Genomic DNA, 25,960 nt, shown 5'->3' with positions numbered 1-25,960 from the left:
AATAACCATTTGAAAACGATCGCTATTCCGCTGTGTTGCCTGCTGGCAACCTTCCTGCTGACCAGGCCAGCTGCTCTGTCACAAACCATTACCGGGGCGTGGAAAGGGAAGACGGGCAATGTGCGTACTGAACTGAAACTGGTGAAGAAGGGCGACAGCCTGTTGGGTACAGCTTATTATTATACTTCCAAAACACATTATCGCCGCTATGCGGTGCGGGGCTATTTTGACGGACAGACCAATGATGTGGTGTGGTGGGATGAAACATTATTGGAAGACAGATCATCTGGCAACCTCTTTGGCTCTTCCAAAGAACCAGTACTTACGGTAGCCGACTTCAACTGTCCCGGGGAGGATAAAATGTTGCTCGATGGCAGCAGTACCGAGCGGGATCATAAGGATATTCCCAAGGGTACTGTGGCCCTGGAAAAGATCGCCATCCCTACTTTCACGGACGAATGGGATTATGTGATCGAGAATTATACGGTAGGCGCCAATCACCCGGATATTATTGACAGTATCGCGCGGATGTCTTTTGCACCGCCTCTCATGGAAGAACGGGAAATACCAGCTGCCGTGATCAGGCCTTCTGCACCTGTGGTGGTGGCTGCCCCGAAAGTTAGTGCCCCTCCACCTGCGGCTCCTCCCGAAATAAAGAAGCCAGTAGGCTCACCCCTTACACCGGAAGACAAGTTTACTGCCCGCACCAATAAATTGCAAACAGTAATACCGGTCACGGCTAAAAAGATCGAACTACGTTTTTACGATAATGCCCAGGTGGATGGAGACTCCATTGCACTGTTCCTCAACAAGCGGCTGATCTTTAAAAATATCCGGCTTACGGAACAGCCTTATACTATCTTCCTGGATGCCGACGAGCTGGGCGACGACAATGAACTGGTGATGGTAGCGGAGAACCTGGGTTCGATACCTCCCAATACCTCGTTCATGGTAGCCATTGTAGGCAAGAAACGTTATGAAGCCCGCCTGTATGCAGACGAGCACAGCAGTGCGCTGATCAGGTTGATCAAACAGGATGGAGACAAATAATCTTGTAATCCGTCAAACAGAGTGAGCCGCCTTTTAGAAGGCGACCCACTCTGTTTGACTTGTTATGGATGAACACTCCAGGTAGATAGCGCGCTTGTTTGGAGGATTGAGGTGGGTCGCCCTCCAAGGGCGGCTCACCTTTGAGGAGAACAATATTTGGCTTAAGTCCGCTATTATTCTCTTGGTATTCTATCCTGGCTGGCATCAAAGGGTCAAAGGTGGGTCGCCCTCCAAGGGCGGCTCACCTTTGACCCTGAATAATATCTTAACTCAATCCTCTCCTTTATAATATCGTTGAACATGTATTTCATGTTCTTTTATAAAGTGCTCCTTGCCCCTAAAAAACCGCCCTATAGCAGCAATATCTACAACTGATGATACATCCGCTACTACATCATGATATGAAGTATACCTATGTTCCTTAAAATCCCGGACAATCCCATGCTTTTGGGCATTAGCGTTTGTATATATGATTGCTTGCTGCAAATGAGCATCTCCCTCAATTTGTACTCTCCTGAACGGAGATTGAAATAAACTGCCTTTCCGGGAAAGAGCCTTGTTAAGTGCATTTACATAAGATATCATAAAGTTATTTATCTGCCTTTCTACCAACTCATCTATTAAACCTTCATTTTCAGGATCATTAATAAATTTTTTCATCGCCATAGTCTTCTTTTCTTCTACAATGAAGCCCAAAGAATCCAATATGTTTTTACGATCGTTTATATGCACGATGAAATGTGCATGATTCTTCAATAAACAATAAGCAAGACAGCTTAAAACAGGCTGTAAGAAGTAAGTAAATCTTTGAAGGAAGAAGTCATGATTTTCAAGGTCATGAAATAATATTAAACCATCAATACTTCTAAAGGTTATATGGTAAGAATTACCTGGGTAAAAGGGAGCTTTGTACTGTTCGGAAACAGGCATATTGGATTGTTTGAATTGTTCTTTAAATGCAGACGGTGAGCCGCCCTTAAAGGGCGACCCACCGTCTGCATTTACGTATTCCCTGTGTATATGGATGTCGTGAAACATCACACTTGTCCACTTTCAACCATTTTAAGGTGAGCCGCCCCTGAGAGGGCGACCCACCTTAAAATGATTATATCACTACATTCACCATCTTGCCTTTTACATAGATGACCTTTTTGTGGGGCTTGCCTTCCATCCACTTTTGGATCACATCATTGGAAAGGACCAGCTTTTCCACTTCTTCCTGCGGTGCATCCAGGGCAATATTGATGGTGGTACGGAGTTTACCATTTACAGAAATGGGGTATTCCTTGTTGCTTTCCACCAGGTACTTTGGTTCGAAGGTAGGATAGGTAGCATCCAGGATGGTAGTTGTATTACCCAACAAATGCCAAAGCTCTTCGCACACATGGGGTGCATACGGAGTAAGCAATATGAGTAAGGGCTGGAGGATGTCTTTCTTGGTACACTTCAACTCAGACAGGTCATTCACACAGATCATGAACGTACTGACGGTGGTGTTGAAAGAAAAACGTTCGGTATCTTCTTCCGCCCGCTTGATGGCTTTGTGCAACACCTTCCACTCTGCATCTGTTGGCGCATTGGTATTCCATACCTGTCCCTTCACATCATCATAAAACAACCGCCACAGTTTTTTCAGGAAGCGGTGCACGCCCTCAATACCTTTGGTATCCCAAGGCTTGCTATCTCCCACAGGACCAAGGAACATTTCGTACATGCGGAAAGTGTCTGACCCATATCGTTCAACAAGTATATCCGGATTAACAGTATTGAACTTGCTTTTGCTCATCTTCTCGACTTCGGAACCACAGATGTACTTCCCCTCTTCTAAAATGAACTCAGCGTTAGCATATTCATGGCGCCATTTCTTAAAAGCTGCTGTATCCAGCTCAACACCATCTACAATATTTACATCTACATGTAACGGTGCTACTTCTACTCCAATTCCGACAAATGAAACACTTAAGCCAAGCTCTTTAAGGCGCGCTTGAACAGTATCTTTGACTTTAAGGATAGCATCTTCGTCACCTTTCTCAATACTATCAACTATTCCTTTGGAAATAAAGAAAGAAGGAAGCTGAGATGGGTCAACGTCAACTTTATGCATCGTCTGCCATACGAATCTATACACAAACCTGCTACTACCCTGTATCATACCCTGGTTCACCAGTTTCTTAAAGGGCTCATCAAATCCGATATGGCCAAGATCGTAGAGGGCCTTGGTCCACATGCGGCTGTAGAGGAGGTGACCAACAGCATGTTCGGTACCGCCGATGTAAAGATCTACCTGGCCCCAGTAATCACTGGCCTTGCGGTCGCAGAAGGCGTTGTCATTATGGGGGTCCATATAGCGGAGGAAGTACCAGCTGCTGCCGGCATAACCGGGCATGGTGGAGCTTTCTCTTTGTCCGCCGATGGGTGAGGAATTGATCCACTCAGGCAGGTTGCTGAGGGGCCCCTCTCCTTCTTTACCGGGCTTTATCTCATCTATCTGAGGTAATGTAACGGGCAATTCACTTTCGGGTAAAGCATAAGCCACTCCCTCCTTCCAGGCAATGGGGAATGGTTCGCCCCAGTACCGCTGGCGGCTGAAGGCGGCATCACGCATCTTGTAATTGACCTTGCGGATACCTATTCCCAACTCTTCAAGTTTGGTAATGGCTACTTCCATGGCTGCACGCATCACCAGGCCATTGAGGAAACCGGAGTTTTCCAGTATGGCATCCTTGGTGGGGTTGGCCTCTTCGCCATTGTAATAGCTGCCGATGATATTGGTAATGGGAATATTGAAATGCCGGGCAAACTTATGATCACGCTCATCACCACATGGTACGGCCATGATGGCGCCGGTACCATATCCTGCCAATACATATTCTGATATCCATACAGGTATTTCGCGGCCATCAAATGGATTGAGCACATAGGCGCCGGTGAATACACCGGAGATCTTCTTCTCGGCCATGCGCTCACGCTCACTGCGGCTCTTTACATAAGTAAGATAGTCCTCTACGGCCTGTTTTTGCCCAGGGGTAGTGATCTGGTCAATCAATTCATGCTCGGGGGCAATCACCATGAAGTCGACGCCGAAGATGGTATCGGGACGGGTAGTGTAGACAGTAAGCTGCGAGCTTTGAGCTGCGAGCTGCGGGCCTGTAGATTTGAATGCAAAACTGATCTCGGCGCCATAGCTTTTGCCGATCCAGTTGCTTTGCATTTCCTTCATAGCATCGCTGAACTCCACCGTCTCAAGACCTTCCAGGAGGCGATCGGCATACTCGGTGATGCGGAGGTACCATTGACGGAGCTTTTTCTTGACCACGGGAAATCCGCCACGCTCACTCACCCCATTGATCACTTCGTCATTGGCCAGTACGGTGCCGAGGGCCTCGCACCAGTTCACCTCACCAATACCGCAATAAGCCAGGCGGTACTGCATCAGGATATCCATCTGCTGGTGTTCTTCAAAGCTGATCCACAAAGGAGCAGTAAAGCGGATGGATGAATCGCCGGGACAGGGATGGCTGGCATTGCCTTCTTTTTCAAACAGCTTGATCAACTTGTCAATGGGCTCGGCCTTTTTTGTTTTGCGGTTGAACCAGCTGTGAAAAAGCTGGAGGAAGATCCATTGGGTCCATTTGTAGTAATGGGGGTCGGAGGTCTTTATCTCGCGGTCCCAATCGTAACAAAAGCCGATATTATCGAGTTGCTGACGGAAATTTTTGATATTGTCGTCGGTAGAAACAGCGGGGTGGATGCCATGGTCAATGGCGTATTGTTCCGCCGGGAGGCCAAATGCATCGTATCCCATGGGGTGAAGCACATTAAAGCCCTTGAGCCTTTTGAACCGGGCAAAGATATCGCTGGCTATATAGCCCAGGGGATGGCCTACGTGAAGGCCGGCGCCGCTGGGATAAGGAAACATATCCAGCACATAGTATTTGGGCCGGCTGCTGTCATTGCTCACCTTGTAAACATTGGTCTCTTTCCAGGTCTGTTGCCATTTCTTCTCAATATGGCTGAATTTGTATTCCATATATCCGTTACGATTCTGATTGTTTTAATGGTATTGTTCTTGTACTGACAGGGTGAATTATTTCGTTGAGGAAACGTTAAAAGGCGTTACCCCGAAAAATTTTTCCGGCTCCGCAACCGTTAGTAGGGCGTCAAAAATACGGATTATCCGGCTTTAAGCTGGATAAAACCGCTATTTTTGCCGTTATCCGTTTATTAACTAACCCATCAAAATTATTGTTTCATGGCGCAATTAGGTAAAGGATCGGCCAGGCGTTCAAAGCCTTCGTATTTTATGGCCATTTTGGGGGTCACGATCGTACTTTTCTTCGTCGGCATTTTCGGTTGGCTGCTGCTCAATGCCCGTCAATATACGGAAGAGATGAAGGAAGATGTGAAAGTGCAGTTGTTTCTCCGGAAAAACATTACGCCCCAGGATGTAGAGACCCTCAAAACCTTTATTGCGGCCCAGCCATATACCAAATCTTACGAATATATTGATAAGGAAGCGGCCAAACAGCGCTGGCTGAAAAGCGGGGAAAATGACTTTAAGGAGCTCCTGGACGAGAATCCGCTGCCCGCCTCTTTTGACCTGAACCTGAAAAGCAATTACGTACAAAGGGATAGTGTAACAGCCATCAAGGCCGACCTGGAAAAGCAGTCCATGGTGATCGAGAGTGTTCAGTACCCGGCTTTTGTGGTAGAAAAAATGAGCTCTTCGGTGAGGGTGGGACTGATCGCTTTTGCCATCCTGGCGGGCATTTTCTGCATTTTCTCGATCGTACTGATCGATAATACGATCCGGCTGGCCATGTACAGCAACCGGTTTATCATCAAAACCATGCAAATGGTGGGTGCTACACGCGGTTTTATAGCCCGCCCCATGACGGTAAGGGCCATTATCAACGGTACTATTTCGGCTGTGGTGGCCATTGCGATCATTTACGTGGTGATGATGCTGAGCGAGTATTTCCTGCCCTACCTGCGCGACCTGCGGGATAATGGCAAGCTGGTGCTGCTCTTTGCTTTCCTGGTGATATTGGGCATCAGCATCTCGCTGTTCAGCACTTACCGGAGTGTGGTGAAATACCTGAAAATGAAACTGGACGACCTGTATTAGTTTCGGGTTTAGCGTGTAGCGTTTCGGGTTCTTCGTGCGTACCCCGTTAATATATTGTAAAGGACCGGTGGAGGCGGCTTCACCGGTCCTTTAATTTTCATGAAACCAGTTATTGTTCAGGAAGTTGCACCCTGGAAGGCCCGGAACACCAAACACGCAACCCAAAACTTGTGACTTCTGCCTAATTTCCTATATTGCAGCCCTAATTTCATTGGATAATGGCTGAAAAGTTAACGACTGAAAAAAAGCAAACTCCGAATACCCTGTTTGGGAAGGAGAACTATATCTGGATCCTGGCCGGACTGGTGGTGATGTTGCTGGGCCTGCTGCTGATGGCAGGGGGTAACAGCAAGGACCCCAATGTATTTACCAATGATGAAGTGTATAGCTTCCGGCGCATTACCCTTGCTCCCATTGTGATCCTGCTTGGATTGGGCATTGAAGTATTTGCCATTTTCCGGAAACCGAAAAGCTAATTTGAAAATGAGTCAATTTGAAAATTTGAGAATGAAAACCGCGTTATAATTACAGGCGGGTTTTTCAGTTACAGCATTTTCAAATTCTCAAATTATCAAATTCCCCATGAGTATACTCCAGGCTATTATCATCGCTATTGTAGAAGGCATTACCGAATATCTTCCTATTTCTTCCACCGGGCATATGATCATCGCCAGCAGCCTGATGGATATTCACAAGCAGGAATTTACCAAACTTTTTGAAGTAGCTATACAGCTGGGAGCCATCCTGGCGGTAGTGGTATTATACTGGAGGAAGTTTTTCGATTTTAAACGCTGGCAGTTCTATGTGAAGCTGGTCATTGCGGTGATTCCCGCACTGGTGCTGGGTTTTCTCTTTTCTGATAAGATCGATGCATTACTGGAAAGTCCTACTACGGTAGCGATTACGCTGCTGGTGGGAGGAATTTTCCTGTTGTTTGTAGACAAGGTATTCAACCAGCAAGCCACCAGCCAGATCGACACAGAGGAAAAGATCAGCAATGGCAGGGCCTTTGCGATCGGCCTGTGGCAGTGTATTGCGATGATACCGGGTGTAAGCCGCAGTGCGGCCACGATCATTGGGGGTATGCAACAAAAGCTGACACGGAAGCTGGCGGCTGAGTTCTCCTTCTTCCTGGCGGTGCCTACGATGTGTGCGGCCAGTGGCTACTCGCTGTTCGTTAAAAAATGGGATGGCTCAGGTACGGTGCAAAAGGGGTATGAGCTGATCTTAAGTTCATCTGATAACTTATATGCTTTTATTGTAGGCAATATCGTAGCCTTTGTGGTGGCGATGCTGGCCATCAAATTCTTTATAGGCTTTTTACAAAAACGTGGATTCCGTTTATTCGGCTGGTACCGTATTATTGCGGGTATTGTACTGCTGATCCTGATCTATACCCAGGTGATTACAGCGTGAGTAAGGCAGCCCTCTGTGGCGTGATGACGGCTTAGCGTATGTTATAAACCCTTCTGCCATGCAAACTGCTTCCAAAAAAGTGATCAACGGGTGGGCCATGTATGACTGGGCCAACTCTGTGTACAACCTTGTTATTACAACAACGTTCTTCCCCATCTACTTTAATGCTGCTACAAAGGATCACTTCAAGAGTGATGAGATCAGCTTTTTAGGCAGGAAGTTTGTCAATTCTGCGCTGTACGACTATGCGATTGCAGCTGCCTATCTTGTCATAGCCTTGTTGTACCCCCTGCTTACTTCTATTGCCGATACACGAGGCAATAAGAAGGGTTTCATGCAATTCTTTTGTTACATGGGAGCCATCGGCTGCAGTGCTTTGTATTTTTTCAATGGCGCTAATGTAGAGTTTGGCATCTTCTTCTTTATCCTGGCTGCCATTGGTTATTGCGGCAGCCTGGTATTTTATAATTCTTACCTGCCCGAAATTGCCGCAGAGCAGGACAGGGACCGGATCAGTGCGCGGGGATATTCATTTGGCTATGTAGGTAGTGTATTGCTGCAGATCATTGGCTTTGTGCTGGTGATCGTATTGCCCAGCGCGGGGCTGGCTTCCCGTATTACCTTCCTGCTTACAGGGCTTTGGTGGCTGGGCTTTGCACAGATCACTTTCCGGGTATTACCAGTGTCTGTTCCATCCATTGAAAAGCATACGGCGGGTGTGTTCAAAGAAAGTTTTAGTGAGATCAAAAAAGTATATGGCCAGGTAAAACTGATGCCGGTGTTGAAACGCTTTCTGCGTGGCTTCTTCTTCTACAGCATGGGGGTACAAACGGTGATGCTGGCAGCTACCATGTTTGGCAGCAAGATGCTGGGGCTAAATGAAACGAAACTGATCATTACGGTAGTGATCATTCAGCTGGTAGCCATTATAGGGGCCTGGGGTATGTCGAGGTTATCGGCTGTGTATGGCAACCTGAAAGTATTGATGGGTGTAGTAATTCTTTGGATCGTTATTTGCGTAGCTGCTTATTATACGGCTGTACTGAAAGAAAATGGAGTAGATCCGGAGTTTCATTTCTACGGGCTGGCTATAGCTGTAGGGTTGGTAATGGGCGGTATTCAATCGCTGAGCCGGTCTACCTATTCCAAGCTGATGCCTGAAACGAAAGACACAGCTTCTTTTTTCAGTTATTATGACCTCACGGAAAAGATTGCCATTGTGATCGGCATTTTCAGTTTTGGCCTTATAGAAGAGTTGACCGGCAGTATGAAAACATCGGTATTGTCGTTAATCGTTTTTTTTGCTATAGGGCTTATCTGGTTATATTCAGCGCTGTATAGGCAGAATCGTCAAAAAGTAACCTGAAGATGAAACTACATACTATTAATACGGGCAATTTCAAGTTGGATGGGGGCGCTATGTTTGGCGTGGTGCCCAAGAGTATCTGGAACAAACTGAACCCATCGGATGAGAACAACCTTTGCAGCTGGGCTATGCGCTGCCTGCTGATCGAAGATGGCAACCGGTTGATACTTGTAGACAATGGTATCGGCAATAAACAGGATGCCAAGTTCCTGGGGCATTATTACCTGCATGGTGATGATTCGCTGGACGGATCGCTTCAGAAGATCGGCTTCCACCGCAATGACATCACGGATGTATTCCTTACGCACCTGCACTTTGACCATTGCGGCGGCAGTATTACGCGGGAAGGAGACAAACTGGTACCTGCCTTTAAGAACGCTACCTACTGGAGTAACCTGCGGCATTGGGAATGGGCTACCAAACCGAATGAACGGGAGAAAGCCTCCTTCCTCAAGGAAAATATATTACCGATAGAACAAAGCGGCCAGCTGAAGTTTGTGGAACCGCTGGACGGGATCGCTTTTGGAAAGCATATGTCGGTGCGGTTTGTGAACGGTCATACGGATGCGATGATGCTGCCACAGATCCAATACAAAGACCGTACGGTCATCTTCATGGCAGACCTGCTGCCTTCTACGGGGCATATTCCCCTGCCCTATGTGATGGCCTATGATATGTTTCCACTGACCACCTTACAGGAAAAGAAGGCTTTTCTCACAGAAGCTGTGGAGAAAGATTATATCCTCTTCTTCGAGCATGATCCGGTCAATGAATGCTGCACCCTGCAAATGACAGAGAAAGGCATACGGTCCAAAGACACGTTCAGGCTTGCAGATTTCTAAGCGCGAATCAACGGAGGTCGATCAGTGAAGAAAGTGGGTAACGAAGGTTGCGGTAACTGATCATATCCACTTTTACACTACCCACAGAGATGGGGCTTTCCACCCTAAGGGGTACATGGTTTTGATCATCGCTTACCCATACGGTCATTTTCTCTCCGCCTTCAAAAATGGTTCCCTTGATGAGCAAAGGCTTGAATTTAATAGCCCTGAACTTACCATATTTGGTCTTCACGGTTTCTTTACCCAGGTAGCGTATGTACATTTCGAAGACTTCCTTGTCGAGGAACAAGGAGAAGTTGATCTTATCGTTGGGTTTGTATTTATTAAAATCAATATTGCGGGCATAATAGATGGCGCTCAATACATCCTGTATACATTCAGGCACTTTGTACACACCATCATTGGTGACGGCGGCGTTGGTGGTCTTGTTGAAATCTACGTGTTCGTATTTTTTGTAGCTGCCTTCGTTCACATTGCGTACAAACCGGTAGGGCTGGAAGGTAGCCGTATCTATATAGGTCTCATATTTGTCGCGCACTTTGAAGATACCATCGTAAAAGCTGTAGGTACTTCCCTCTCCTATGATATGATAAACGGGTTTATTATTGAGCCTTTCAATATTCGATCTGAAGGTGGCTTCGCCGGCGCCAAAGAAAGCACCTGCCACGGTATAAAAAACCTTGTAGGTTAATGTTTCACTGGCCTGAAAGGCGGTGTTACGGATATCGCAAAAGCCATTGCCTGAACCATTACCCGCCCGGATGGGAAAGCTGATCACCGTAAGCAGGAAGAAAGCCAAAGGTCGATATAATTTCATGTAAGGATCTTATTCTTATATATAATACGAACCAATATTGCCGGGATCTCATCCCTTTTACCTGTTCCTGAAGATACGGATTCCTAAAATTAGCAAACTCCCGATCAACGCAGGTATTACTAAATTAATAACCCATACAGACAACGAGGTAGCCAATACCCCCCATGTGTTGGTACTAAAAAATTGTACCAACTCTATGCTGGCCTTCCATCTTACACCCAGTTCGGTTATGACAGCGATGGTAGGCACCACGGCCAGCACCAGGAAAACCACCCCTATGGATGCAAAAACCTGTCCGGGTGTCAGTGACACGTCAAAAACTGCAAAGAGCAAATAATATTGCCCGATAAACACGAGATATCGGGCTACAGATAAAGACAAAATGTGCAGCAGGATAGTTGCGTTAAAGGAATCTAAAACCCGGATATGACGAACAAAACGTTCAATACGGGGTATTTTCTCGATCCACTTGACGAGCCAGGCCAGCCGGAAATAAAATAATGTTAAAATAAGGGTGCCCAAGGCAGTGATCCAGAGGAGGGCATTGATCCAAAACAGCAGGGAAACATCGGCTGGCTGTTTTGCAGCAATGACATTTTTCATATACAGGAGGGCGCCCAATCCGGCCAGGAGGGTAACGAGCAACTGGGCAATACTGCACACAATGGTAAGGGAGATGGCCTGGATACGCTTATTGTCTTCGATATATAAAATGCGACCAACATACTCCCCTATGCGGTTGGGCGTAAAAAACGCCATGGTAGTGCCTGTAAAGATGGCTTTCCAGGACTGAAGGAAGGAAATCGGCTGTATGCGGCGAATAACCACCTGCCATTTACGGGCCTCAATACCCCAGTTGACGAGCATTAAGATAATGGCCACCCATAATTTCCATATACCGGGTCCGGTAAGTGCGTGCCGGATATGCCGGAAAGATTCTTTCCAATTGGGCTGTCGCTGCAATTGATGATAAATGGACCAGGCCAGGAGGCAGAACACCAACGGGCCAATCACATAGTTGAGGATTATTTTAATATTTTTGTTCAGCGGCTATAAATTAAGTTGTCATACGGAAACTGAAGAAGAAGGCTTCGACAGGCTCAGCCTGACAACGGACTTAGACAGGCAACTTCAGACCAGGGTGAGCCGCCCTTATAGGGCGACCCACCCTTGAGGCGGCTTCGACAGGCTCAGCCCCGCTCAGGCGGGGTCAACTCTGACAACATTGAGGTACAAAATAAACTGAATTGACGCACTCCTTGCAAAACTCACCCAAAATAATTCTTGGCATTGACCCCGGTACGCTGATGATGGGGTACAGTATTATTGCCGCCACTCCACGACAGATAACGGTACTCGATATGGATGTACTGCGGCTGAGCAATAAGAAAGACCACTATGAACGGCTGCAGCTCATTCACCATAAGATCACGTCACTCATTGTTACTTTCAAGCCGCAATACTTCGCCATTGAGGCCCCTTTCTTCGGCAAGAACGTCCAGAGTATGCTAAAACTGGGCCGGGCCCAGGGGGTAGCGATTGCTGCTGCCATGGGGGCCGGGCTAACAGTATATGAATACTCTCCTAAAAAGGTAAAGCAATCCATTACGGGTAATGGTAATGCAGATAAGGACCAGGTATGGAAAATGCTGCAAACGATATTAAAGCTACAGGATACCGTTATTTCCAACCATGATATTTCGGATGCACTGGCGGTAGCGGTGTGCCATCATTACCAGGAACGCATGGTACGCCAGGATACCGGCAGCAAGGTAAAGGGTTGGGGGGATTTTATTAAAGCGAATCCGGGAAGGGTGAAGAAGCAGGAATAGAATACAGAATTTAGAATACAGCATACAGAAGCCTTTGAGGCGACAGCCGTGGCTTCAGACCACAGACTCCCCCCCATACCTCACAGTTTTGACAATATCTTTTCTTGTACGGCTTTTAGCTGATCGGGGCTCAACTTCAGTTTTCCCCGGGTGAAATTGAGGTCATCAGCAGTATTAACAGGCATCAGGTGCAGGTGTGCATGGGGCACTTCCAATCCTACCACAGAAATACCACATCGGTTGCAGGGGATCGCGCTTTCAATAGCCCGTGCAATGGGTTTGGCAAACAGCAATATCTCCGCCAGGTACTCATCGGGCACATCAAAGAACTTATCTACTTCTGTTTTCGGTACGATCAGTACATGACCTTCCACCAAGGGGAAGATATCGAGAAAGGCAAAGAACTTATCATTCTCGGCTATCTTATAAGAAGGAATTTCTCCCGCTATGATCTTTGAAAAAATGGTCATACTACCAGTCATTTTGGAAATAAGGTTAAGCAATGCAGATTTGAGTCGTATGAAAGTGTAGCCTTTCATGTGGCAAAGCTAAGGATTCCGAATGTAGGATACAAAGGTCGGGTGAGCCGTCCTTTAGAGGGTGAGCCGCCCTTTAGAGGGCGACCCACCCTTTAACTCCAACAAAAAACCCCGCTGGTGGGCGGGGCTATCCTTGTTCAGGGATATTTTTATCGGACGGTATACTATACGGTGATATTTTCAATCTTGAACTTAACCACACCGGCAGGTATCTGCACTTCAGCTACATCACCTACCACTTTACCCAGCAAACCTTTGCCAATGGGTGAGGTAATGGATATTTTACCAAGCTTAAGATCGGCTTCTTTTTCAGAAACGATCTGGTAAGTGAGTTCTTTTTTAGTTGTCAAATTCTTAAGGGTAACCTTGGTAAGAATGGAAACCTTGCTGGTATCTACATTGTCTGCATCAAGGATACGGGCGCTGGCGAGGTCACCTTCCAATTTTTTTATCTTAGCTTCCAGGATACCCTGGGCTTCTTTGGCTGCATCGTATTCTGCATTCTCCTTCAAGTCACCTTTTTCACGTGCTTCAGCAATTGCGCGGGCGGCAGCGGGCCTGTCTACCGTACGCATACGCAACAATTCATCCTTCATTTGCTCAAGTGTTTCCTTACTTACATATAAAACACTACTCATAAAAACCTCCTTATTTTTAACCCGAAAGCTATTCCGGCTTGCGGTAACAGAAAAAAAGAACAACGCCTCAGGTATCCCGCTGAAGCGTTGCATGATTGTATAACAAAGCAAATCTAAGATTAAATTCCCAAATACTGCTCCAATAAACCGGAATATTGTTGCTGCAGGCAAACCAGTCGCAGCATGCCCCGCTACGCTATAAGGCCTTGTAAGACATACAGCTGGAAGGAGCAATTCGTGTGAACCGTACACAAACAGCCCATCAAACAGCTAACCTGGCACCTTAAAAGCCAGACAGTCCATCTGATCAGGGGGCCATTCTATCAGGCACCAAAAGCCGCGTTGTCCTTCTATGCTGCCAGATGACCCGCCCAGGCCGTTATATTCCCAGTTTATCCAGGACCACCTTGGCCATTTTGTAAAAGGCTTCGTGGGTGTAGCCGGCAATATGCGGAGTGATCAACACATTGGGTTGGGCCAGCAACCAGTCGAGCTGCTGCTTTTCTTCGTCGGTATAAGTGGGCAGCTTTTCATTCTCCAATACATCAAGCGCAGCACCGGCAATCTTTCCATTCTTTAAAGCCCGGATAAGGGCAGCGGTATGGTGCACTTTACCCCGGGAGGTATTGATGAAAAAGGGTACGCGCTCCAAGGAATTGAAGAAATCATCATTGGCATAATGAAGGGTCTCTTCGGTCAACGGAAGGTGCAGGCTGATCACCTCGGCATAGCGGGCCACCTGTTCTGCATTAGCCTCTTTGACCAACCCTTTGGCAAAGCCGAACTTATACTTATCGTGCGCCAGGATGGTCACATCGAAAGAGGACAGTACTTTGGCAAAGGCGCCACCTGTATTTCCAAAGCCGATGATGCCAACGGTTTTGCCGGTCAATTCAGTGCCCCGGTTGAGGTCGCGGATCCATTTGCCCTCCCGTATCTCCTGCATGGAGCTGTTGAGCTTATTCATGAGGCTAAGCAACATGCCCAGGGCCTGTTCACCCACGGCATTGCGGTTGCCCTCGGGACTGCTCACACAGGTGATGCCTTTGGCCTGGGCATACGGCACGTCGATCAATTCCATCCCACTTCCCAGCCGGCCAATCCATTGGAGTTTTCCGGCCTGATCGAGCATGGGCTTGTCGATCTTCAACCGGGTAGTAACGATGAGACCGGTAGCGTCTCCTATCTGCTGCAACAATTCTTCATAGGTGATCTGTGGTACATATTCTACAGTATACCCTTTGAGTTGCAGTTGTTCCACGAGGTAGCTGTGCACTTTGGCTGTAACAATAACTTTCTTCATGAGCACTAAACAATCTTATTGAGTTGATTTGTTTTCTTTTTCCACGGCTTTCATTTTATCCTGGTAGCTGGTACCTTCTGTGATCCAGGCTGGTGCTGGCTTGCCCAACAAGAAGTGATCGAACCATTCGCGCTGGCGCTTCTGGTAATCGATCTGGTTTTCTTTTTTAGCCAGGCCATGGTTCTCATCGGCATATACGAGCATTACATGTTCTTTTTCCATGCGGCGCATGGTGCCATACATTTCAATACCCTGGTGCCAGTCTACGGCGCCATCCTTATCGCCAAAAGCTACGAGTAAAGGAGTTTTAATCTTGTCGGCATTGAACATGGGCGAGTTGCGCATATGGGCATCCATGCGATCATACCAGGGGCCATCAAAACGTCCCTGACTGGTCTCGAATATCTTTTGATCGGGGGTACCGCTGTTCCAATAGATGGACAGGGACATACTGATGAGATCGGTAAGGGGTGCACCTGCACAAGCGGCCTTGAACAGGTTGGTTTGTGTGATGATAAAAGAAGTCTGGTAAGCGCCCCAGCTATGACCCATCAGGCCGATCTTGTCCTTATCGATCATGCCGGTCTTTAAGACCTCTTCTACAGCAGGCACTACACAATCCACGGCACTGGTGCCGGGCTCGTTAATGTCATATACGATATCGGGCCTGAAGATGAAATAACCATTGGTGGTGTAGTTGGTAGTATTGTACGCACTCCTTACAGAAGGGGAAGTATACATGTGCACGGTGTTGGACAGTATCTCGTAGATGTACACGATCATGGGATACTTTTTGCCGGGCTCATAATTGGCAGGATAGAACAGTGCTCCCTGCATTGGCTTTCCTTTCTTATTGGTAAAACTCACAAGCTCGCTTTTACCCCAATAGTAGTTTTGCTGCTGGGGGTTGGTGGCTACTATCTTTTTGTTGTCGGTAAAGTTTTCGGTTACATACAATTCAGGAGATATGTTGTAGTCCTGTTTTGAATAGGTAAATACGTTGGCGTCTTTTGCTTTGCTGAGCCTGAAGATGGTAGCATCTTCAAACAACAGTTTGCTCACCTTATTCTTCTCCAGCTTATAGTAGCCAAACTTCTTGCTCTTATCGCCATAGGCGGACAAGTAGATGGGTTTGGTATCATCAATAAAGGGGTCTTCAAAATCCAGGCGGTTTACGCGGTACTGGATCTCTTCTTTCTCCCCATCGGTGAGTTTGCGTGCACCTTTGCCATCGGGATTGAGGGCCCACACATTGTATTCATCATATACCAGGAGTTCTTTATCGCCTTTGAGCCATCCGCCAAAACCATAGGGAGGTTTGGTAGCAGGGTGGTCATCGCGGGTATTCCAGAAAGTAGCGCCGGTCTTTTCGGTAAGGTTGATGGCCTGGCCGGTAGTGGTGTTGTAACTCCACCAGTTCTTGTCTTTAAAATACACTACATATTTTCCTTCGGTAGAAGGCTGGGGAGCGGTGAAGAATCCTGCCAGCATTTTTTCGAACAATAGTTTTTGTTCGCCGGTGCGGGTATTGACCAGGTAATAGTCGGCATAGTCTTCTTTAAAAGCGGGCTTGTATTTCTTATTGGTATACACTACTGCAATCTTCCTGTTATCGCTGTAGGAGGCATAAGGGGCATCGTCTTTGGACAGTTGAAAGTAGCTGTTGTTGTCGATATTCCATACAGCATGGAGGCTAAGGTCTTTATCCTGGGTATAGGTCATTTTTTGACGGGGCTGGATCTCTGTATCCTTCCAATGCCATACGTCTACGGCTGCCAGTTTATCTTCTTTCTTTGGCGCCGCTGCTACACTTTTTGTAGAATCTGTTTTCTTGGCGATATCGCCCTTTTTAGTAGTATCGGCTTTTAATTTGCTGCTATCACTTGCTTTTTTCTCGTCTTTCTTAGGCTTGGCGGTCCAGCTTTTGATACCGAAGAAGGCAGCGTTCATATCATCACTGAGGACCAGGTTAGACGCATTGTTGATGCGCATACTGTCTGGAAAACCTTTAAAGGAAGTGCCATCGAATATCTTCAAGGCGGGGGCTTTGTAGATATTTACGTAAGCATATACCATGGCGTTCTCTTCTTCGTAGGTTTCTTTTTTAAAGGTTTTATAGAAAGCGAGGCCCTCCCCTTCTTTCTGCCAGGTGAGTTTGGAAAACTTACAGGTATCGCTGGCAATGATCCTGAGGGAGTAGTTGTCGAGGTTGAACAACTCTACGGAATTGCCGGCAATATTGGCCGACTCTACAATATACGCGAGGTAGTCACTTTTTTTATTGAAGGCGTAAGCGGTCACATTACCGATGGTGCGGGTGCTGCTATCGGCCAGTTTTCTTAATAACAAGACGGCGCCTTTGTCTTTGTTTTCCTTTGGCGGCTCGAGGCTGATGGCAAGGAGCTTACCATTGCGGGAAAAGCGGAAGGCGGTAACGTCCTGTACGATCTGCTTTTTACCGGTAGCCAGGTTGAGCAGGCCCATTTTATAGCGGATGGGCTGTTTTTGATCACGGAGCTTTTCGGCTTCTTTATAAGAGACGCCGATCTGCCAGGCAATCCACTGGTTGTCTTTGGACAACTCGAAGTTGGTGGCAAACTCCAGTTTATAGGTCTTATTGGTGAGCCTGTTTACCACATAGAGGGTATCATTTTCTTCCTGGGAAGCCACGATGTAGGCCACCCATTCTCCGTTGGCGGAAACGTCGGCATAACTGAGGGTTTGCCATTTACCATAATCATCGGGTGTAAGGTTCTTTTTCTGTGCCGGCGCTATGACGGCCAATAACAGGAACAAGGTCAGGGAAACGAGCGACTTCATAATGAGCGTGGGTTTAATGGGGGCTAAAATACGCCAAAGGAAGAGTAGGTAAGATAAAAAAGTTCGGCATATCCGCCTGGATCATATAAAATGCGCAGAAATCATTGTCTGCCATTGTCTATGAGGCGGGATTTGCGGAAGGCGCCTTCGGCGAAACCCTGCCTGACAACCCGTGTATTCAGGAAGACCACCTGACAAAAGAACTGTGTGAAGCGGTTGCCCATGGTGCAACCTATCTACATCTATCACTGTTTTGGTTTGTGGGTGTTCTATGGCTTACCTGTAAAGCTCCCTATAGTAGTCCCAGAGATATCCCAGAAGAATACTACTACCATGGCCTCTATAAGAGCTCTATAAGTGCTCTATAACAGCTCTATAATAGCTCTATAACTTTTGTAGATATATCGAATACTTTGTATATTATAGTGCAAAGGGATTTCTGGTATTCCGCCTATTTTTAAAATTCAGATTAAAAATGTGTGGAAAAACAACCGTTTCCAGTCATATCAACCACAAGCAGACATTGACAATTTGGAAACGGGTATGTGAATGTCGTACGTTTGTATGGAACAGTTACCAAAGCAATCGACCATGTGGACGGGGCCCCTAAGCATGGTTGATGGAAACTACTAAGTGTTGTGCAACACTTGCGGATGAAAGGCTGTTAGCGGTTAGCTTTTAGCAATTAGCTGTTAATGGTTGGTATTTGTGTTTGGGGATTAGACTTTCGCTGTTAAGGTATAGCGATTGGCGGTTGACTGATTGGTTTTTAGCTGTCAACTGAGGGCTATTGCCACTGGTATTGATCCTTTGTTTCCCGGATCTGAATCTATGCTGAATGGCTGCGGAACATTTACGAGAGGAAGAACGGGATAAAAACGAGGAGGCAGAAGCCAGGATTTGGTTGCTGGTTATAAACGATCATCGCCTGGCCGGTAACCGGCGGCATCGTTGCGGGCAATTCTGTCTGCACGGAGGTTTCCGGGTATCCGGAGGGTAAATTAAACTGTTGATCTCACCAGAGATATGATAAGGCCCTGCTCATTGGAGCAGGGCTTTTTTTCGCGGATTGGTGGATTACAGGGATGTTGCAGATCTCCTTCAAGGGGCTGTGCCTGATACGCGAGTGAGGCCGTTTTCTGCGCATCGTCAAGGTTATTAACTGGTTCGTCAAAGTAATTATTATGGGGCCTGGTTAAGCTGTTTTTTTGTGGTGTACTATAATTATTCACTTCAAAAATAGCTTTTATGAAACTCAACAACAGCCACGGTATAGCAGCCAAAACATTGGCGTTGCTGGCGGTATGTGCCACTTTATTTTCCTTTTCTTCTTACCGTGGAGGCGATAGCTTCAGTATTTTTCTGAACAACAAACTGGTGTTTGAACAACATGTAGCCATGAAAGAAGGCACAAAAAGTTTTGAGCTGGGCAAGGCCAATTACAATGACCAGCTAAGTATTTATTACAGTCATTGCGGCCAGCCGGGCAAAGACAGGAGTATTGCGATCAAAGATGAGCAAGGCAAGACGTTGAAGGAATGGCATTTTGGCGATGGCAAGACGGCCAAATCAACCATGAATTGTAAAGTGGGTGATATCCTGGACCTGCAAAAGAACAAGCAAGGCAAACTGCAACTGTTCTATTCTTCCAAAGAACTTCCCAATGGCCAGGTGTTGGCAGCAATTGTGGTAGGGGGAAATGGGAAGACGGCGGGGAAATAGCTTCGAGCTATGAGCTGCGAGCTACGAGCCGTTTGCTTTGAATCTTTTGCTTCGATTAGGCGTTTGCTTCGATAGCGGATCTCTCACTTCGCTGCGCTGCGTTCGAGATGACAAGAAAGGGAGTAACGATGACAAGAAAGGGAGTGACGATGACAAGGAAGGGAGGGACAATGACAAAGAGGGAAGTGGCGATAACTGTGGACTTGCGTCAGTTTAACAGAATATAGCATGAAGAGCAGGCTGGCAAGTGGCCTGCTTTTTCAATTGATGTGGTTGGTTGTTTCAGTTGATCTGATATACTTTTTTCAATTGATAAAGACCTCATCGATGAAGAGCCAGCTTTGGGCGCCCTTATCTTTGATCCACCCGGAAATATTGGCAATAGGTGTAAACACGAGTTTAATGCAGCCCATTTCTTTAGGCGTGAAGCGGCTATCCAATAAGACATTTTCCTTTTTACGGTCTTCTTTATCCGGTAGCGGCGGGCGCAGGGTTTGCAACAACGACAAATGGTCTTTATCCTTACCACCCCATACCTGAATGGATGCCGGTGTGAAGATGTGTTCATTCACAGACCTGATCATACTGATAGAGAGACTGCCGATAAGCTTAGGTTGATCAAACAATAAAGTAGCTGTTATCTGCTGACCATGGTAGCCAATCCATTTTCCATTGCCATGGTTGAGGTCGCTCTTTACCAGGTCGATAATGGTATTGCCCCCCTTACCCCTGTACTTGGGATCAGGATCGGGTGAAATGACGGCGCTATCAGCCTTAAAGGTTGATTTGAAAAAACGCTGCTGTACCACTTCACTGCCTATCCACCCTGGCTTGAACGCCCTGGCTTTTACGAGGCTGGTTTCCTGCAACAATACTTCCTTACCATAGATGGGGGAAGTGGCGCTGTCGGGATCCTTACCATCAAGGGTATACCTGATCTCTGCACCCTTTATATAATGTTTCATTTTTAACGGCACGGGGCCTGTGATCACCTGGTCTTCATTTTCAATCACAGGCGGAATGATCTTTAAAGTAGCGGTATCCTTAAACCCTGTATGGTAATGAACGGCAGGATGAGCCTGCTGCAGCAGCGCAGCCTGCTGGTCATTGATGCCGGTATTCCAAACGTAAACAGCCTTTAACTGTGGCAGGGCCTGAAGTGTTTTTACCTGTTCGGCCTTCACTGCTGTACCTGTCAGTGATAGGCTTTTAAGCTGTTGGAGTTTCTTTAGTTCGGCCAATGAATTACCCGTAATGGTTGTAAAGTTGAGGTTAAGCTTACGCAGGTTTTTCATCCGGGCAATGATGGCCAGGTCTTCATCTTTCACGGGCATATTGTCGAGGTTCAACGATACGATCTGCGCTTCGATGGGACTTAATGCTTCTAGCTCCTTCGCATTATAGAAGGCACGGTTGTAGAAACTCACTATCAATGCAGGTGAACCTGCAGCCAGTGGCGTGATGACACGGTTGTTATTGCTCAACTGTTTTACCTGCTTATCATCCGGCGCTTCAAAATCATAGGTTTCTTCTTCGGCAGTACGGAGCATGGTGGCCGCCAGTGTCCTCAGGGTATCACCGTCGGGCAGCTCCATCACCTTTTTGTCGAATAAAGCCCCACCCCTGATCCACGCTTTGAGGAGGCTTACTTCGAAGTCAGAGAGTTGGGGTTTGCCAATGGGAGGCATGTGTTTTTTTGCCTCTACGGGTAAATGGACACGTTGTAGCAGCAGTCCCAGATCGTCTTTTGCAGTATCCCACAATACACCACTCTTCCCGCCTTTGAGTAGGCTTTCTTTGGTTTCCATGATCAGTTCACCTTTTGACTTGCTGCTGTTGTGACAGCTCATGCATTTGGTCTGCAGGATGGGCTCAATAATATCGGCATATACCACTGCTTCTTCGAGGAGGGGCACTGGTTTTTGCTTATCGGGGGTAACAGGGGCCAGCACAAAGTTTTGTCCATGGGTAATGGTACCACCGAGGTGAGCGGCCAGCACCAATAACACGGTCACTGCCAGCACCGCGGTATTCAGGAGCAAAGAGGATCGTATCTTTTCGCGGAAGCTATACATTATATACAGCAGGAAAGAAAGGGTAGCGCCCAGCCATTTGTGGGTGTCTACTGTACCTTCTTCATATCCTTGTTCTTTTGACAACAGGAATCCGGTCAAGGCGGTAAGCACGGCTGTGAAAGCAGCAGCTATGAGCAGGCCTTCGGCCATGGTTTTATACCAGGGAGCGCTTTTGATGTCACGGGGCGCCAACCATATCCATGCGGCATAGAGTAAGATCAATACGATGGGAAAATGGAGCAGCAATGGATGGGTGCGTCCGGGAACCTGGAGCCATGCGGGGACAACGATCTTACTACTGAAGCATAGGAAGAACAGGAGCAATACGTTGAGCGGTAAGAGGGATACGGCAATTCCTTTTTTTAATTTCATGCTACTGCGGCGAATTAAGGGTTGCCCCTATGGGGCAAAATACATTTAACACGATCGTTTGCTACAAAGCGGTAGCCCCTACGGGGCAATAAAGCCGGAGGCTTTGAAATAGACGTCATCCCGGCCATAGGTCGGGACGACGGCCTGAACAGGGTGAGCCGCCTTTGAAAGGCGACCCACCCTGTTCAGGCAATTACGCAATCAGGTCTTTGACCACATTGCCGGCGACATCGGTGAGGCGATAGCGGCGGCCAAGGTGCTTGAAAACAAGTTGCTCATGGTTGAGGCCCATCAGGTTCAAAATGGTGGCATGGAAGTCGTGCACATGCACGGGATTGCTGGCTATGTTGTAACCAAATTCATCGGTTTCGCCATACACGCCGGGCTTCACGCCGCCACCAGCCATCCACACGGTGAAACAACGGGGGTGGTGGTCCCTGCCATAATTGTCTTTGGTCAGGTTGCCCTGGCAGTAGTTGGTACGGCCAAACTCGCCTCCCCAAATGACCAGGGTCTCATCGAGCAGACCACGCTGCTTGAGGTCAGTAATCAGGGCGGCACTGGCCTGGTCCACATCCTTGCATTGTCCTTTTATCTGTCCGGGCAGGTTATCGTGTGCATCCCAACCCTGGTGGTACAATTGTACAAAGCGAACGCCACTTTCACTCAACTTGCGGGCCAGCAGACAATTGGCGGCATAGGAGCCGGGCACCAGGCAATCAGGGCCGTAGAGCTTGATGATGGATTCGGGCTCTTTGTTCATGTCGGTAATTTCGGGCACAGCGGTCTGCATGCGAAAGGCCATTTCATATTGCTGGATCTTGGCCTTTATTTCAGGATCACCAAACTCCTGGTAAGACGCTTCATTGAGCTCGGCTACTTTATCCAGCATCTTTCGCCTGTCGGCCTTGTCCATGCTCTCGGGATTGTTGAGGTAGAGCACGGGATTCTCGCCACTGCTGAACTGTACACCCTGGTGCATGGAATCGAGGAAACCATTGGTCCACAGTTTTCCATAAACACCCTGACCATTGCCCTTGCCTTTGGACAGGAGCACACAGAATGCCGGCAGGTTCTTATTCTCGCTGCCCAATCCATAACTCAACCAGGCGCCCATGCTGGGCCTGTTGCCCACCTGTGCACCTGTTTGAAAAAAGGTGAGTGCGGGATCGTGGTTGATGGCCTCGGTATACAATGTCTTGATGATACAGAGATCGTCTACCACCCCTGCTGTATAAGGGAGTAATTCACTGATATGCGCTCTTGCCCGTCCGTACTCGTCAAACCGGAAGATGGAACCTGCCAGTGGAAAATGCTCCTGGCCGCTGGTCATGCCTGTCAGGCGCTGGCCCATACGGATGCTTGCCGGGAGGTCCTGGCCATGCATCTTTTGGAGGAGGGGCTTGTAATCGAACAGGTCCAATTGAGATGGAGCGCCATTCTGGAACAGGTAGATGATGCGTTTTGCTTTGGGTGCAAAACGGGGGAGGCCTGCTATGATGGCCTCTTCAGGATCTTTACCAAAAAGGTCTGGTATCAATAATGACCCCAGGGCCACGCTACCTATGCCAAGACTGAGCCTGGACAGGAACTTGCGGCGGTTGTAGCTGAGTCCATGTTCCAGTATTTCTTTTTTCATATCCAATGTTTTAAACCGGGGCATTGCTGCCGGGCTTTCTCCTATGATTTGGAGATGGCTTCTTCCAGGTTATAAATTGTATTGACGGTTTTCATTAATGCAGCACAGGTATTGGCATCAAGTTTATCGTTGCCCGGGTATTCGCCCACTTTTAAGGTCTTTGCTGCATCGAGTTGTTTTTGTGAGAACAGTTTCAGTTGCTCCTCGTAATAAGATTGCAATACCTGCAGTTCCTTATCGGATGCCTTACGACAAATGATGCGGCGGAAGGCGGTTGCTATTTTATCTTTTGCAGATCCGCTTTGCGCCTCAAGCTGTTGTGCCAGTACACGGGAAGCTTCGAGGGTAGTGGGATCGTTCATCATAATGAGGGCCTGCAAGGGGGTATTGGTCTTTAATCGCTTGACCTCGCATTGATCACGGTTGCTGGCATCAAATATCAGCATGGAAGGAGGCGGCACGGTGAGCTTGATAAAGGTATACATACCACGGCGGTATAATTGTTCGCCATGATCCTGCTGGTAGGTGGCCAATACACCCCTGCCGGAGGTAGCTGCTTCCCACAAACCTTTGGGCTGGTAAGGTTTTACGCTGGGACCTCCGATGGTATTGATGAGCAATCCACTGCTGGCGAGCACCATATCCCTGATAAATTCTGCCGGGAGCCTGTTGCGGGGCCCGTGGGAGAGGTAAATATTGTCGGGATCGATGCCGAGCTTGTCAGGAGTAACTTTGGTGGACTGCCTGTAAGTAGCGCTCATCACCATTTGTTTTACGAGCCTTTTGATATCCCACTTGTGTTCCATGAAATCAATGGCCATCCAATCGAGCAGGGCCGGATGAGAAGGCAGCTCGCCCTGCATACCGAAATCACCAGTGGTCTTTACAATGCCTTTTCCAAAGAACTCCTGCCATAGCTGGTTTACAAATACGCGTGCAGTAAGGGGATTATTTTTGTTGACGGTCCAGGCAGCGAGGCCCAACCTGTTGCGCTGATACCGGGTAGTATCATAAGGCATGACGGCATTCACTGCCGCAGGGCTTACTTCCACTGATGGGGCATCATAGGAGCCTCTTTTCAATACATAGGTTTTACGGAGGGTATCATTATCCCCCATTACAGACACAAAGAGGCTGCCGGTATCTTTATAATTGATGAAGTTGAGCAGTTGTTGTCTTTCGTCCTGCGATATTTGCAGGACAGGCTTTTTTGCGGGCTTCGACTGGGTAACATCGCCTTCATATCCTACTTCTTTTGTATTGTTGAAAAAAGCGAAGAGCTGGTAGTAGTCTTTCTGGCTGAAAGGGTCGTATTTATGATCGTGGCATTGGGCGCATTCGATGGTAATGCCCATGATGCCTTTACCGTAGGTCTTAGTTTTATCGAGGTTGTATTCCACGCGGTACTCTTCAGGTATAACACCCCCTTCTTCAGTAAACTTGTGGTTGCGGAAAAAGCCGGTGGCCAGCATTTGTTCTTTGGTAGCGTCGGGCAACAGATCGCCTGCAATTTGCCAGGTCAGGAACTGATCGTAAGCAAGGTTTTTATTGAATGCATGGATGACCCAATCGCGCCAGGCCCATTGTGTACGGATATTATCGTCCTGGTAGCCATAAGAATCTGAATAGCGGGCTACGTCGAGCCAATGGACGGCCATCTTCTCTCCGTAGGCAGGGCTTGCCAGCAGGCGGTCTACCATCTTTTCATAGGCATTGGAACTGGCATCGTTGATAAAATCATCCATCATCTGCATGGTGGGGGGAAGTCCGGTGAGGTCGAAAGCCACGCGTTTGAGCAGTCGTTCTTTATCGGCCTCTTCGTTGGGTTTAAGCCCTTTCTCCTGCATGGCTGCCAGGATAAAATTATCCAATTCATTCTTTACCCATTGCTGGTTGTCTACTTCGGGCAGAGCAGCCTTTACAGGAGGTATAAAAGCCCAGTGTCTTTCGTATTTGGCACCTTGCTGGATCCATTTCCTGACGAGGCTGATCTCGTGTTCATTCAGCAATCCGAGGTGTGATTCTGCTGCCGGCATCTGGTAGGCGGGATCGGTGGAGATAATCCTTTTGTAGAGCTCACTTTCATCGGGCTTGCCGGGCACAATGGCAAAGGCGCCTTTGGTTTCTGTTAATGGTGCGTAAGCAGATTCGGGATTATCGAGGCGCAGGTGGGCTGCACGCTTATTGGCATCGGGCCCGTGACACACAAAGCATTTATCGGAAAGAATGGGGCGAATGTGAAAATTGTAGCTGATGGTTCCGGCAACCTTGCCTGAGGAGGCCTTTGGGTTACAGGCCAGTGTTGCTATCATGATAGCCAAACACAGGGTGCAGGCTATCCATAGCCACTTGAACCGGCGGAAACAATCGGTGATGATCATACAGGCAATATTGAAATCAG

Annotated in this window: 19 protein-coding genes; 8 read left to right on the top strand and 11 right to left on the bottom strand. The window is 47.6% G+C overall.

Annotated elements, in window-relative coordinates; translation table 11 throughout:
- Positions 1-9: 9 nt before the first annotated feature.
- Positions 10-1,050, top strand: coding sequence for a hypothetical protein (locus D3H65_RS26985; protein WP_119053278.1), 1,041 nt, complete (start codon positions 10-12; stop codon positions 1,048-1,050).
- A gap of 270 nt (positions 1,051-1,320) precedes the next feature.
- On the opposite strand, the gene D3H65_RS26980 is transcribed toward D3H65_RS26985, so the two are convergent.
- Both D3H65_RS26980 and D3H65_RS26975 read right to left on the bottom strand, forming a co-directional pair.
- Entirely contained in the window at positions 1,321-1,980 is a 660-nt protein-coding gene (locus D3H65_RS26980; protein WP_162915831.1) for a hypothetical protein, read from the bottom strand.
- A 175-nt stretch (positions 1,981-2,155) separates the two neighbouring features.
- Positions 2,156-5,080 carry a leucine--tRNA ligase gene (locus D3H65_RS26975; protein WP_119053276.1) on the bottom strand — a complete coding sequence of 975 codons (2,925 nt, stop codon included), beginning with the start codon at positions 5,078-5,080 and terminating at the stop codon, positions 2,156-2,158.
- Positions 5,081-5,302: 222 nt separating this feature from the next.
- On the opposite strand from D3H65_RS26975, the gene D3H65_RS26970 reads away from it, so the two are divergent.
- The 5 genes from D3H65_RS26970 to D3H65_RS26950 all read left to right on the top strand — a co-directional run bounded on the left by D3H65_RS26970 (position 5,303) and on the right by D3H65_RS26950 (position 9,802).
- Positions 5,303-6,178 (top strand): cell division protein FtsX, encoded by an 876-nt coding sequence (locus D3H65_RS26970; protein WP_119053275.1) that lies wholly within the window; start codon positions 5,303-5,305, stop codon positions 6,176-6,178.
- A gap of 218 nt (positions 6,179-6,396) precedes the next feature.
- The gene (locus D3H65_RS26965; RefSeq protein ID WP_119053274.1) at positions 6,397-6,654 is read left to right on the top strand and encodes a DUF3098 domain-containing protein; all 258 of its coding nucleotides are present in this window, start codon (positions 6,397-6,399) and stop codon (positions 6,652-6,654) included.
- Between the two features lie 106 nt (positions 6,655-6,760).
- Positions 6,761-7,594, top strand: coding sequence for an undecaprenyl-diphosphate phosphatase (locus D3H65_RS26960; RefSeq protein ID WP_119053273.1), 834 nt, complete (start codon positions 6,761-6,763; stop codon positions 7,592-7,594).
- A 58-nt stretch (positions 7,595-7,652) separates the two neighbouring features.
- Positions 7,653-8,960 carry an MFS transporter gene (locus tag D3H65_RS26955; protein ID WP_119053272.1) on the top strand — a complete coding sequence of 436 codons (1,308 nt, stop codon included), beginning with the start codon at positions 7,653-7,655 and terminating at the stop codon, positions 8,958-8,960.
- A 2-nt stretch (positions 8,961-8,962) separates the two neighbouring features.
- Complete coding sequence (locus D3H65_RS26950; protein ID WP_119053271.1) at positions 8,963-9,802, top strand: MBL fold metallo-hydrolase; 840 nt, start codon at positions 8,963-8,965, stop codon at positions 9,800-9,802.
- Between the two features lie 7 nt (positions 9,803-9,809).
- On the opposite strand, the gene D3H65_RS26945 is transcribed toward D3H65_RS26950, so the two are convergent.
- Complete coding sequence (locus tag D3H65_RS26945; protein WP_119053270.1) at positions 9,810-10,619, bottom strand: DUF3108 domain-containing protein; 810 nt, start codon at positions 10,617-10,619, stop codon at positions 9,810-9,812.
- 57 nt (positions 10,620-10,676) lie between these two features.
- Complete coding sequence (locus tag D3H65_RS26940) at positions 10,677-11,633, bottom strand: lysylphosphatidylglycerol synthase domain-containing protein (RefSeq protein WP_162915830.1); 957 nt, start codon at positions 11,631-11,633, stop codon at positions 10,677-10,679.
- Positions 11,634-11,866: 233 nt separating this feature from the next.
- Between D3H65_RS26940 and ruvC the strand changes: the two genes are divergently transcribed.
- Complete coding sequence (ruvC, locus tag D3H65_RS26935; protein WP_245999601.1) at positions 11,867-12,451, top strand: crossover junction endodeoxyribonuclease RuvC; 585 nt, start codon at positions 11,867-11,869, stop codon at positions 12,449-12,451.
- Between the two features lie 80 nt (positions 12,452-12,531).
- On the opposite strand, the gene D3H65_RS26930 is transcribed toward ruvC, so the two are convergent.
- From D3H65_RS26930 to D3H65_RS26915, 4 genes are all read right to left on the bottom strand, one after another.
- Complete coding sequence (locus tag D3H65_RS26930; RefSeq protein WP_119053268.1) at positions 12,532-12,921, bottom strand: HIT family protein; 390 nt, start codon at positions 12,919-12,921, stop codon at positions 12,532-12,534.
- Between the two features lie 233 nt (positions 12,922-13,154).
- Positions 13,155-13,628 (bottom strand): transcription elongation factor GreA, encoded by a 474-nt coding sequence (greA, locus tag D3H65_RS26925; protein WP_119053267.1) that lies wholly within the window; start codon positions 13,626-13,628, stop codon positions 13,155-13,157.
- A gap of 379 nt (positions 13,629-14,007) precedes the next feature.
- Positions 14,008-14,931: an NAD(P)-dependent oxidoreductase gene (locus D3H65_RS26920; RefSeq protein WP_119053266.1), complete on the bottom strand. Its 924-nt coding sequence runs from the start codon at positions 14,929-14,931 to the stop codon at positions 14,008-14,010.
- Between the two features lie 15 nt (positions 14,932-14,946).
- On the bottom strand, positions 14,947-17,751 hold the full coding sequence (locus D3H65_RS26915; RefSeq protein WP_119053265.1) for an alpha/beta hydrolase family protein: 2,805 nt from the start codon (positions 17,749-17,751) through the stop codon (positions 14,947-14,949).
- 1,248 nt (positions 17,752-18,999) lie between these two features.
- Between D3H65_RS26915 and D3H65_RS26905 the strand changes: the two genes are divergently transcribed.
- Positions 19,000-19,473 (top strand): hypothetical protein, encoded by a 474-nt coding sequence (locus D3H65_RS26905; RefSeq protein WP_119053263.1) that lies wholly within the window; start codon positions 19,000-19,002, stop codon positions 19,471-19,473.
- A 305-nt stretch (positions 19,474-19,778) separates the two neighbouring features.
- Here D3H65_RS26905 and D3H65_RS26900 read toward each other — a convergent pair whose 3' ends face one another.
- From D3H65_RS26900 to D3H65_RS26890, 3 genes are all read right to left on the bottom strand, one after another.
- The gene (locus D3H65_RS26900) at positions 19,779-21,920 is read right to left on the bottom strand and encodes an FN3 associated domain-containing protein (RefSeq protein ID WP_119053262.1); all 2,142 of its coding nucleotides are present in this window, start codon (positions 21,918-21,920) and stop codon (positions 19,779-19,781) included.
- 193 nt (positions 21,921-22,113) lie between these two features.
- Positions 22,114-23,559: a DUF1501 domain-containing protein gene (locus D3H65_RS26895; protein WP_119054676.1), complete on the bottom strand. Its 1,446-nt coding sequence runs from the start codon at positions 23,557-23,559 to the stop codon at positions 22,114-22,116.
- A gap of 41 nt (positions 23,560-23,600) precedes the next feature.
- Entirely contained in the window at positions 23,601-25,940 is a 2,340-nt protein-coding gene (locus D3H65_RS26890) for a PSD1 and planctomycete cytochrome C domain-containing protein (protein ID WP_119053261.1), read from the bottom strand.
- Positions 25,941-25,960 lie beyond the last annotated feature (20 nt).

The sequence above is a fragment of the Paraflavitalea soli genome (assembly GCF_003555545.1).
GTDB lineage: Bacteria > Bacteroidota > Bacteroidia > Chitinophagales > Chitinophagaceae > Paraflavitalea > Paraflavitalea soli.
This window is presented reverse-complemented; position numbering and strand designations above follow the sequence as displayed.